Origin of the sequence: Weissella cibaria KACC 11862 (assembly GCF_000193635.1) — a bacterium.
Taxonomy (GTDB): domain Bacteria; phylum Bacillota; class Bacilli; order Lactobacillales; family Lactobacillaceae; genus Weissella; species Weissella cibaria.
Genome location: NZ_AEKT01000019.1, coordinates 49,689 through 61,957 on the forward strand (window position 1 = coordinate 49,689; position 12,269 = coordinate 61,957).

Sequence of the window (12,269 nt, forward strand, 5' to 3'; positions counted from 1 at the left end):
CCGAAGTATATCGCCTGATTGTTATTGTATTTTACGATTGTTCATCTTAATCACTTCCCAAATAATATTCGGAATTATCGATAGAATAATCGTCAATAGCCATTGACCAACCGTCAACGGCATAAAGTGGAAGATGTCTTGGGTCACGGGTACCGTTACAACTAAGATAGTTAACACCAATGACAGAAGCGCCATCATCACCAAACTCCGGTTAGCTGAAAACTTCACGCGGAACATCGAAGCATCACTGCGAATATTAAAGACGTGCAAGATTGATGAAATTGACAAGACGATAAACGCCATGGTGTGCCCCGCTGAATTATTGTCTGTGTAAACGCCGTATCCCTGCGCTGCTAATGTAATCAACGCAAACAAAATGGCGTTAAAAGCAATGCGAAGTCCTAAGCCGTGGGCAAAGACGCTTGCCCGAGGGTTAACTGGCTTATCCCGCATCACATCACCATGGGGTGGTTCCTTAGCAAGCGCAAAGCCTGGTAGTCCATCGGCCACCAAATTAATGAACAATAGCTGGGCGGCCATCAATGGACTACCCCAACCCAAAATCATGGCAACCACAATGACAATAATTTCGGACATATTGGCACTCATCAGGAAGTTAATTGTCTTACGGATATTGCCATAAATACCGCGCCCTTCTTCAACCGCATGTACAATGGTTGCGAAATTATCATCAGTCAAGACGATATCAGCCGCTTCACGGGCAACATCAGTCCCGGTTTGTCCCATTGCAATCCCGACGTTAGCGGCATTCAAGGCTGGTGCATCATTCACACCATCACCGGTCATCGCCACAATATCACCGCGTTTCTGCCAAGCCTTGACGATGCGAATCTTGTCTTCAGGCGTCACACGGGCGTAGACGGCATAGTCTTGCACAGTATCATCCAATTCAGCGTCTGACATATCGTGCAATTCAGCCCCGGTCAGCGCCTTGTCGGTTGGCAACAAAATGCCAATTTCTTTGGCAATTGCACTCGCTGTGGCGACGTGATCCCCGGTAATCATGACCGTTTTAATGCCTGCTTCGCGCGCCTCCGCGACGGCCTGAGCCGATTCGGGACGTGGCGGATCAATAATGCCAACCAAGCCTAATAGTTGCAAGTTTTGCTCTAGTTCTTCGGCAGTTGGTTCTGCTGACAACGTGGATAACTTTGCAATCGCAACAGTGATCACACGTAACGCCTGATCTCCAAACGTTTGATTAACCGCTTTTGCACGTTCCTGCAACTCCAGTGGCAACTTGGGGAGCAGCACATCAAAAGCCCCTTTCGTAATCGCCAAATAACCATCAGCCACCTGATGAACGGTTGTCATGCGCTTACGCGTTGAGTTAAATGGAATTTCATAGACCTTCGGATATTCGGCTTGCAAGGCCTCGTATGCTGAATAGCCCCCGATACCACCAACCAAGGCCATCTCAGTTGGCAACCCCGCCAGTGTGCCGTCTTGATCAGTAACGTTCGTTGACAATGCCCCGAATTTCAAAGCATCCGGCAATGCCTCAGCCCCATCAACTGCCATAATTGTATCAGTCGTGGCATCCCAAACCTGACGGGCTCTCATTTTATTCTGAGTTAAAGTTCCCGTCTTATCCGAGGCAATCACACTCGCCGAACCCAGCGTCTCAACTGCTGGTAGTCGACGCACAATTGCGTGCCGAGCCGCCATCCGTTGCACACCTAACGCTAACGTAATTGTGACAATCACCATCAAGGTTTCAGGTACCACGGCAACGGCCAGCGATACAGCTGTCATAAACAGCTCCATCAGTGGATCACCTTGCATAATCCCCAAAATCATCACAATAATTGCCGCGATAATTGCGACGACAGTCAATTGACGGCCTAATTGGGCCAGACGCTTCTGCATTGGCGTCATTTCGCGCTCTTCACGTCCTAGCAAGCTGGCGATTTTACCCATTTCGGTATTCATCCCCGTTGCCACAACCAACGCTTCACCGCGGCCATTCACAATCGTTGTGCCACGGTAAACCATGTTCCGACGATCACCCAATGGCACTTCCTCGCCAGTGATAAAATCTTCATCCTTCTCAATCGGATGACTTTCACCAGTCAGTGGTGATTCTTCCACCCGTAAATCTGCAGTCGTCAACAAGCGTGCGTCCGCTGGAATCTTCACTCCATTCTCAAGTACCAAAATATCCCCGACCACGATATCCGTCATCGGAATAAATTGTATGTCACCGTCACGTCGGACCTTTGCTTCTTCGCGCTCCAACCCTTTTAATGAATCAAGCGCTTTTTCAGCCCGGCCCTCTTGCACAATCGATAAGACGGAATTGATCACAACAATCGCAATAATCAGAAAACTTTCAAAATAATCGCCATGGTCTTGAATGACCGTCGTAATTAGTGAAATGATGGCAGCGATAATCAAAATAATTGTTGTAATATCGCTTAGACTGCGTAACACCCGTTTTATCAAACCTTCTTTTGGCGGTTCAACAAACTGGTTATCCCCATTTGCTTGGCGGGATTGTACCACCTGTTCTTTCGTTAACCCGTAATCGGGTTGGCTCTGTAATTTTTCAATTACCTTCGTTAACATTTCTTGATATATCATATGTCGGCTCCCCTCTGTTTGCTGTCGGCATATCGCTACCTAGTTAAAGTTTAACAATTTTCGTAACTGAAGCCAAAAAATTTGCTTACAATGACTCAATGGAAAAATAACGTTCGTTTTTTACGTATGTTAAAACTTACGAAACGTAATTTGTTCGGTTTTTGGGTTGACGTTTGAAACTTAATCCCCTAAACTATGAAACGTTAGGAAGAACTTATTATTTTTTTACATTTAAGGGGGCACAGATGAATTCTGTTGCAAAATACTTCCGCTTTGATGAGCTCGGGACTAATTTCCGAACTGAAATCATTGCCGGTTTAACAACTTTCGTTTCAATGGCCTACATTTTGTTTGTTAACCCAACCGTTTTGGGTGCAGCAGGTATGGACAAAGGGGCTGTCTTCACCGCTACTGGTGTTGCCACAGCCATCGCCACAATTTTCATGGGCCTAGTCGCGCGCTATCCAATTGCTATCGCGCCTGGCTTAGGGGTTAATGCATTTTTCGCATATTCTGTTGTCATTGGGATGAAGGTTCCTTGGCAAACAGCAATGGCCGGGGTCTTGGTCGCTGCTATTATCTTCTTGTTGCTCACGTTCTTTAAAATCCGTGAAACTATCATTAACATGATTCCACAAGATTTAAAGGTCGCCATCGCCGCTGGAATCGGCTTGTTCATTGCCTTTATCGGGTTAGCTAACGCTGGCTTGATTGTAGCCAATGACTCAACAATGGTCTCATTGGGGCACCTAACATCGGGTACCTCATTACTCTCAATCTTTGGGATTATCGTGACCTTTATCTTAATTGCCACGCGCGTACCGGCTGCGATTTTTATTGGGATGGTTATTACGGCAATTGTCGGAATTATTTCTGGCTTAATCGATCTGCCATCCCACTTGATTTCATCAGCCCCATCATTGGCCCCAACCTTTGGTGAGTCAATTAACCACATTACAGATATCAATACATTTCAATTGTTTACCGTTGTCTTAACGTTCCTGATTGTGACATTCTTTGACACCGCCGGTACAATGATTGGTCTGGCCACGCAAGCCGGGTTCATGAAGGATGGTAAGATGCCTCGTGCCGGTAAGGCCTTGATGGCCGATGCCATTGGGATGACAGCTGGTGCGGTATTGGGAACGTCGCCTACATCAGCTTACGTTGAGTCTTCTGCCGGAATGGCGGTTGGTGGCCGTTCCGGTTTGACGTCAGTGACGACTGGTATTCTGTTCGTTTTTGCCCTACTATTTTCACCACTTTTGTCGGTTGTTACCTCACAAGTAACCGCACCGGCTTTGATTGTAGTCGGGGTGTTGATGGCTGAAAACTTGCGTAATATTAATTGGGATGATTTTGCAATCGCTGCACCGGCTTTCTTGATTGTGATTGGTATGCCACTAACATATTCAATTTCAGATGGTATTGCCCTCGGCTTCATCTTGTACCCAATCATGATGATTGCCACTAAGCGAGCAGGTAAGGTACACCCACTGATGTACGCACTGGCAGCTATCTTCTTGATTTTCTTATTTATTGTCGCCCATTAATTATTAATCAACACAAAAGCCGCCAATCTCCCGGATTGGCGGCTTTTAAACGTCTTACGTCTCAATATCTTTTTCTACTGATTGCTTTTCAACTCTTGAACAGCGGCAACCAATTCTGGCTTCGCTTCTTCCAACCAATTTGGATCGCGCAATTCAGTCAGCGCAATAACCGATGTCACCAGCTTCAATGATTCCGTCATCCCCGTTGTTTCATAGCTAACCAGGCGTTCGATTGATGTTGTATCAAAATGATCATCCATCATCTTAGCCAATTCAAGCAAAAATTTATGTGTCATATTTTCTTTCCCCGTGAAATGTAGATTTCATATACATCATATCAAATATGATTAATTTGATACCCTATCTTGTTTTCATTATGCCAATAAAAAAAGACCAAACTTTGAACAAAGCGTGGTCTAATTTTAAATTCGTATTATTTGTTAGTGTAATTCGCCTTGGACAGCGTTGGTGTGCTTACCAGGAATCGCCAAACCATAGCGGGTGTTTCCCAATGCTTGGTCGACCGTCATACCGCCAAACGTATCATTGAACGCTTTGACTGTGGCGTCCAAATCCGCAGCATTCACAAAGGCATCAACCGCAGCAGCCCCGTGAACCCCCATACGCACAATATCCTTCAAGCGGGCCACTGTAATACCACCCATCGCAACAACTGGCAACGTGCTGTTTTGAACAACAGTCGTCAAACCGGCCAAGTGTTCAATTGGTTGCGTCTCATCAACGTGCGCGCTTGGGTAAACCGGGCTAACACTGTAAAAGGCCAAACCGGCTGGCACATCTTCCAACAATTCTGTCCGGTTGTTAATTGCCACACCGGTGTACAAACCTGCCACCACAGCTGCTGCCGAAACTTCAGCAACTTGGTGACGATCACTTACGTACACACCATCTGCAGCGACCGCTTCAGCCAACTTCACATCATCAGCAATCAGGAAGGCAACTTGCTTGGCACGCGTAATGTCACGAATGTATTGCGCTAAGTTTTGCTTTTCAACGCCTTCTAAACGAGTTTCATTTAAAATAATCATCGTCACACCGGCATTCACTGCCTTATCTGCAAATCCTGCAACATCTGCAACGTAGTCTGAACCGATGATTAACGTACTTGCTAATTGTTCTGCCTTAAATTCCATGATTTCTGCCTCCGAAGCCTGCTTTATTTATTGCCTTAAGTTTAGTCGTTTACCTATGTACTTACAATAAAAAAGGAACTTATCCAAAATTAAAGACGCCTTGTTAACAAGCGTAACAAGGCGTCTCAGATTGGACAATGTCTTTAATTTTGTTCAGAAAATTCGGCTTGCAATGTTGCCTGCTCTTGACGATAGGCGTTGATAATTCGTGCCGTTGTCTCAGGTTCAACCTGATCCAAAACACTGCCGAGTGTCGTCATTGCCCGCACATAATCATAATCTGTTTCATAGTAGTAACGCGCTTGTTGCGTCGCTTGCACAACTTCTGCGTTATCTCGATATGACAACGCCTTACGGACCAAACGTTCCGTAACTGACGCCGCTTCAACTAAATTATCGGTATTCTCTTGCAATGTATCTAAGTCAGCCGTGACAATGCTCAATTGACGCAAAACATCATCAACATTGATACGTGACAAATCAAGTTGTTGCTTCAAACGACCAAGCTCATCGTTCACCGCAAAGAAAAAGTCCATGTAATCCTTAGGCAAGCCAGGCAAACCTTGACGCTCAAATGACCGTTGGATTTGGCGAATTTTATCGGAAAGCAACGTCACACGATTACGTGATTGTTGCACAGCAACTGGCAATTCCTTAAGGTCTTGCCACATGGCAACCTGCTCATGCTCAACACGTTCCAATTCTTCACGAAGTGCCGTTTGCTTGTCAGCCAAAGTTGAAAAGACAACCTCATGCTTTGCAATCGATTCCTTTAGTTCTTCCAAACCAACCGAAACATTTGATAATTGCATCTCCCAGCTACGCACTTGCCCAACTTCGTCCTTTGTAAAGACAAAATCTTGATTCAATCGATCTAGTTCGATATATAAATCATGATTTTGACGCTTATTGTGCACCACATATGCTGTCAACTGCTCGTTATTTTCCCAAACTTGTTGCGCAGCCGTAGCTTCACCTTCGAAAGTCTCGTACAACACTTCTGTACGGCTTTCCATTTGCGCAATTGACTCACTCACCTTTTTCAAGGTTAATTCAGCTAAATCATCAACCGTTGCAACACGTTGGGCTTCGATATCCGCTAGTTCAGCTGCAATATCCGTTTCAAACTGGAACCCTTCTGCGTCCATCTTGTCGTAGGCATCTTGTAATTCTGCCAGTTGACCAGGAATCGTATCATCCAATGATTGATACAACGCCGGAATCTGTTCAATACGTTGTTCTAGTTGGTTAGTTTCCATCCCCAACGTCTCATAAATCCCAGCTGCTGTTGCGTGATCACCCGCTTCAGTCAAACGGGCAAACTCTGCAAAATCATCTTCCAGCGATCCCAGAATTTCTTCTAGTTTATCAATTGCTGGTCCAAAACTGAAGTTCTGTGACAAGAGCGTCTTACGCAACTCTTGGTACTTGCCTTCTAGTTCCTTAACAGCGGCTTTGTGCGCCTCATCTAACTTTTCTAAGTCAGCCAAGCCCTGCTTCACAACTTCAATAGTCGTTTCAGCATCACGAATTTGTTGTTGCAACTCTTTCAGCTCTTGCGCCGTCTTCACAAAGTTTAAGCCTTGTGATTCAAACAAAACCGCATTCGCTTGCTCTTCAATATCCTTAAACCCAGTCGTTTCTAGGTGTCCATATTTGCCTTCCAACAATTGGAACTGCTTCAAAGATTGGCCAGTCAAACTTAATTGACGTCCCTTCACAAGTCGATCACGCATTGGAATTTCAGCGAGTTTTTCTTTCTTGCGAAGTAATTTGGCAACTTTACGTGCAGTCAATCGTTGCGAGACAAAGATAATCAGGTAAATGGCCGCTACTACAACGATAAGGCCAATTACGATATGTCCAATCTGTGTCATGCTTTATCACCCTGGTGAATCCACTATTCACCAAACTCCTTACTATCGGGAATTATCTACCTACTAGATTATCACGGTAACGACCATTAACTCTAAAAACAAGACAGGCTTTAGGGTTTACTTGGGGTTCTTTAACCTTTTTTAATCGCATTTAGGGTTTATTGGCGTGACAACATTAACCGCTTACAAACGCGACCTCATTTATCCACCAAAATGGGCTAAATTGTGTATTTAACTTTCCCACATTTCCACAGGTGGATTTTTCATAAACATCTGCTTTGTGGATAACCTGTTAATAACTACATTAAATTATGAGAAAACAATGAGTTTATGAACGCGTGTTTTCCACAACTTATCCACAATCAGTCCACATACTTATGAACAAGTTATCCACAGAGCGACCGACTGCATACGAACAAAAACTTGCTTCGCCTTTAATTTCTACGACAAAAATAAAGAGATTCACGTTTTGTAAGCTAGTTATCCACAAAAAAAAACGGTTTTGCCGCCAACTCAAGCGTCAAAACCGTTAGAAATTAAAATAATTCACCATCTGCAATCTCAGCCAGCTTATCTCGTGATGGCACGAAGAATAGTTGACCGGACTGAATAGTTGAGAATGTTAATAAGTAGTCAGACATATCCACCATCTGTTGTAACATCGCTTTGGTAACTGACCAGTATCGTGAATAGCCAATAAAGTACGTCCCTGTTTTGCCGCTGGCTGGATCTGAGAATGGCACATTCATCCGCACAATCTTTTGTTCCTCACCATCAATTTCAACTTTAGCGGCAACATTGTGTGCGTTATGGAACTTCTCATCATCTTCAAGTTCCAAATCATCAAATTTATGACGACCAACGGCCTTTTCCTGTTCCTCAGTCTTCAGCTTGCCCCAGAAGTCCATATCGTGTAACCACTTTTGCGCAAAAGCATACGACCCATTCTCATACTCCGGGTCTTCATCCCCGACCAAAGCATAGTCTGCCGCATCATATTCTCCCGGCGCTTCCGTCCCATCAATAAAGCCGATAATGGCACGCCCTTCAAAGTAACGGAAGCCTTTTGTTTCATCAACTACCGTTGCAATCGGCTCTAAAAAGACCATCAATTGGCGAACAACTTCATAAACCGTCGCCTCAGAACCGGCGCGTACGTGCAAAAAGATATCACCTTCAGACGCCGGCATGTTGTACTTTGGTCCCTGCAATGTGGTATAAGTTTCCAACTGCTTGGGCACCGGTACACTTGGGAATAAATAATCCCATGCCGTGCGACTGAACCCAATTGACACCTTTAATTGGTCATCAGCCGCCCGAATGTGCATTGAGCGGATAATCGCTTGCGAACGATCTGCAAATTCTGCAATGGCCGCCTGGTCACTTGCTAAGTTCTCTCGTCGCAACTTTAACACGACGAACGACACGTTCTTCCCGACGTCCTTCCAAACGTCCTGTGCTTTGACTGGTTCTACTGCCATAATTTTGTCCCCCCGCAAAAAATCTAATTTTAGTATAGACCTAATATGCGAAGATTTTTGGATATCAGAAAAAACGGACACTTCAAATCGAAATGTCCGTTTCAAAGAAATCAGTTAATACGGCGTAATAAGACAACGACTAAAAGAGCCACCCCACCGATTACGGCCCCGACTAATGGCAACATCTGCAAACCAGCATAGCTCATCACCGCATTGCCGACAAACGATCCACCAGCAATGCCAAAATTCAACGCTGACACGTTTAATGCAGATGCAACATCAGTATGTGCCGGCGCTAACTCGGTCGTCGTCATAATAATACGACTTTGTAGCGAAGCATTTCCCATGAAAGCCACTAGCCCAAGTAACGCAATTCCTACCAGATACCAACCTGGCCGTGGTAAAAGTAGCAGCTGTAGTAATTGCACGACAATTTGCGCAACCAGAATACCAGCGACAACTCCTAGCGCTTGGCGATTCGCTAACCGACCACCAATCACGTTTCCGACGGTCACAAAAGCACCATATAGGACCAAGACTCCGACAACACCTGCGGTACTAACACCCGTCACCTGTTGCAAATACGGCCGGATATAGGTGTATAGCACAAATGATGATCCAAATCCTAGTGTGGCCATTAATAATGTTAACGAAATTTTCGGATGACGAATCACCGTAATAATCCCCGCTAATTGATTATCGGTCACTAGCGGTGCAGCTGTTTTAGGCACTTGTGTTAGTACCCCAAGCCACCCAAAGACACCCAACAAACCAACGACGGCAAACGTGGCACGCCAACCAACCGCTTCACCCAAATAGGTCCCAAACGGCACCCCGAAGACTGTTGCTACCGTCAAACCACCGAATAGCCAGGAAGCCGCTTCACCTTTTTTACCAACTGGCGCTAGCTTGGTCAAATACACCGATGCCGTAGCAAAAAATACGCCATGCACAATAGCCGTTAAAGCACGTGTCCCCAGCAAAATGCCATAAGTTGGTGCGATTGCTGATAACAAATTCAACACTGCAAAGGCCATCATCAACCAAGCAAACAATTGTCGTCTTGCAATTCGCCCGACAAAGCTAGTTGCAATAGGTGCGCCCATTGCCTGGGCAATCGCGTAACCCGTGACCAGTAAACCAATCATTCCCGTTGATACATGCATGTCCTGCGCAATATCAGTTAGCATACCCACTGGCACAAATTCGGTTGTCCCTATTGCGAAGGTCGACACCGCCAACGCTATCGCAATTTTATAATAATTACTCATCTCAACACCTCACATAAAGTAACCACTTTAACGTATTTCAACGTTGTACGCTAGTGTTTCCACTATATGATTCTTTACGACTGCACCAAAAAAGCACAAGACATAAGTCCTGTGCTTCTTTGTGAACAACAAGTCCGAAATAATTAAAATTATCCCAACTTGTTGTAGTATTCAACGATAAGGTTTTCGTTGTAATCGTGGTCCAATTCTGAACGCTCTGGCAAGCGAACCAATGAACCCTTCATCTCGTCCTTGTTGAACTCAACGAATGGCAACGTTCCAGCTTGTGCTTCCAATGAAGCTTGGATGTAAACGTTCTTTTGTGACTTCTCACGAACTGAGATCTCTTGACCTACAGTAACTTCGTATGAAGGAATGTCAACACGCTTACCATCAACCAAGATGTGGCCGTGGTTAACCAATTGACGTGCTTGTTGACGCGTTGAGGCCAAGCCCAAACGGTAAACAATGTTGTCCAAACGACGCTCCAACAATACGATGAAGTTTTCACCGTGAGTACCCTTACGGATCTTGCCAGCCTTGTTAAACAAGTTGTGGAATTGGCGCTCAGTCAAACCGTACGTGAAACGTACCTTTTGCTTTTCAGCCAATTGCATACCGTAATCAGAGATCTTTGCACGACGGCCGGCACCGTGATCTCCAGGGGCGTAGTTACGACGAGCAATTTCCTTACCAGTACCTGACAAAGAAACACCCAAACGACGTGAAACACGGAACTTAGGTCCAGTATAACGTGACATATTAAATGTCCTCCAGAATTTTATTATTGTTGAATTCTAGAGAATTGCCTCACATTCGTGCAATTCACCCAAACTTTCACCGCTGCAGCGCGGGTACTGGTGTGTTCTCCGCCATAATTGAAACGGGTCGGTAAATTGTTGACGAGCTTGCGGACAATCCGCTGCAGTTTTCAACACTTCCAATAGTTTAACAAAAAGGAAGGACAGTTACAAGCTGTTCTTCCTTACTTCATCTCTTTAATTTTGCTTTGAGAGCGCGTCAACCAAGACACGGCCAAGAACACCGACGATAAAGATACCCGCAAGCATCGCCCCAGCAATTTGCAACGGCATCGTGCCAAACTTCGCTGGGCCACCATTCAAGCTTAAGATAACGATTGAAATGGCCCAACCAGTTAGCCATGCGGCTGTGTCAACCCAGTTACGAATCCCTGGCATTGATGAAATCAAGACTGCCAGGCCGCCAAGTACGAACAACGTTACGTACAACGTCAACTTGGGCCAGCCCGTCAAACCTGGGAAGGTGACAGCCATCATCCCCCACGGAATACCAAGCCACATACCAAACAACAAACGCCACTTGTTCTTTGGGTCATTACCAGAGGCTACAAAGAAGCCCCCAACAATCAACGTTGCGGCGCCAACAGTTACGCCAATAAAGGGTGCAACGACCGCCCATAATGATGGAATCGCTGCGACAAATAATGCCAATGCAATCGTTGGATTTAACTTATGCATCTCTCAATTCTCCTTACAAAAAGTAAACTTTTATAAAACCAAAATTTATTATACACCTTTCAACTGCTTGTGCAAATTTTAGTTCTAACTCAAAAAAACGCCTATATATAGGCGTTTTCCTTGTGATTATTTTTCCAAAAAGAACTCAAATCTTGACCCAACATATTGGGTACGAACATATTCAAACGGCTTACCAGCTGTATCAAATGTCAATTGGCGCATGACCAAAACTGGGTCACCACGCTTGATAGCTAGGTATTCAGCGACCCGCTCCGTGACGGCAGCAGCCGTCACGGTTTGTTGTGCATGCCCAATCCGTAAGCCCCGTTGTTCCGACAATGTGCGGTACAAAGAATTGGTCAAACTTTCACGAGCCAACCCATCAACCAGACTAGCCGGAATTGAAGCAACTTCAAATGCAATTGGTTCGTCATTACCATAACGCACACGTTCCATACGTAACACTTGATCGTCGTCACCTAATTGCAGTTGTTCTTGTTCTGAATTAGATGCTTTCCCAATGTGGAAAGAAATCGTACGTGACGTGGCAACCTTACCGGCCGCCGCCATCATTTCGGTAAATGACGTCACACCGTTCAACTGTTCTTGCACTTTACGTTCTGCGACATAGGTTCCTGATCCGACACGTCGTTCCAGAATGCCTTCGTCGACTAACATCATGACTGCTTGGCGCAAGGTCATGCGTGAGACACCGAATTGTTCAGCTAATTCACGTTCAGCCGGGATTTTATCTCCTGGGACCCAGCGCCCAGCTTCAATAGCTTCATGAATTTCGTCATGAATTTGAATGTAAACAGGTGCTGCCATAC

The 12,269-nt window shown here is 45.2% G+C and carries 10 protein-coding genes; 1 reads left to right on the forward strand and 9 read right to left on the reverse strand.

The genetic code is table 11. The annotated features are described in order from the left end of the window. Positions 1 to 21: 21 nt before the first annotated feature. Entirely contained in the window at positions 22 to 2,604 is a 2,583-nt protein-coding gene (locus tag ESE_RS0103580) for a cation-translocating P-type ATPase (protein WP_010371350.1), read from the reverse strand. Positions 2,605 to 2,849: 245 nt separating this feature from the next. Here ESE_RS0103580 and ESE_RS0103585 point away from each other — a divergent pair, with 245 nt between their 5' ends. Beyond that, positions 2,850 to 4,157 (forward strand): NCS2 family permease, encoded by a 1,308-nt coding sequence (locus ESE_RS0103585; RefSeq protein ID WP_010371353.1) that lies wholly within the window; start codon positions 2,850 to 2,852, stop codon positions 4,155 to 4,157. Positions 4,158 to 4,231: 74 nt separating this feature from the next. Here ESE_RS0103585 and ESE_RS0103590 read toward each other — a convergent pair whose 3' ends face one another. The 8 genes from ESE_RS0103590 to ESE_RS0103625 form a co-directional block, all read right to left on the reverse strand. After that, positions 4,232 to 4,453, reverse strand: coding sequence for a hypothetical protein (locus ESE_RS0103590; protein WP_010371354.1), 222 nt, complete (start codon positions 4,451 to 4,453; stop codon positions 4,232 to 4,234). 144 nt (positions 4,454 to 4,597) lie between these two features. After that, entirely contained in the window at positions 4,598 to 5,311 is a 714-nt protein-coding gene (locus ESE_RS0103595; protein WP_010371355.1) for a thiamine phosphate synthase, read from the reverse strand. A 143-nt stretch (positions 5,312 to 5,454) separates the two neighbouring features. Then, a complete protein-coding gene (locus ESE_RS0103600; RefSeq protein WP_010371356.1) occupies positions 5,455 to 7,188 on the reverse strand; it encodes a septation ring formation regulator EzrA in 1,734 nt (577 codons plus the stop codon). Positions 7,189 to 7,724: 536 nt separating this feature from the next. Then, positions 7,725 to 8,669: a Dyp-type peroxidase gene (locus ESE_RS0103605; RefSeq protein ID WP_010371357.1), complete on the reverse strand. Its 945-nt coding sequence runs from the start codon at positions 8,667 to 8,669 to the stop codon at positions 7,725 to 7,727. 110 nt (positions 8,670 to 8,779) lie between these two features. Further along, a complete protein-coding gene (locus ESE_RS0103610; protein ID WP_010371358.1) occupies positions 8,780 to 9,940 on the reverse strand; it encodes an MFS transporter in 1,161 nt (386 codons plus the stop codon). Positions 9,941 to 10,089: 149 nt separating this feature from the next. Then, positions 10,090 to 10,701 (reverse strand): 30S ribosomal protein S4, encoded by a 612-nt coding sequence (gene rpsD / locus ESE_RS0103615; protein WP_010371369.1) that lies wholly within the window; start codon positions 10,699 to 10,701, stop codon positions 10,090 to 10,092. A 237-nt stretch (positions 10,702 to 10,938) separates the two neighbouring features. Beyond that, positions 10,939 to 11,439: a DUF1097 domain-containing protein gene (locus ESE_RS0103620; protein ID WP_010371372.1), complete on the reverse strand. Its 501-nt coding sequence runs from the start codon at positions 11,437 to 11,439 to the stop codon at positions 10,939 to 10,941. 126 nt (positions 11,440 to 11,565) lie between these two features. Further along, the gene (locus tag ESE_RS0103625) at positions 11,566 to 12,267 is read right to left on the reverse strand and encodes a GntR family transcriptional regulator (protein ID WP_010371375.1); all 702 of its coding nucleotides are present in this window, start codon (positions 12,265 to 12,267) and stop codon (positions 11,566 to 11,568) included. Positions 12,268 to 12,269 lie beyond the last annotated feature (2 nt).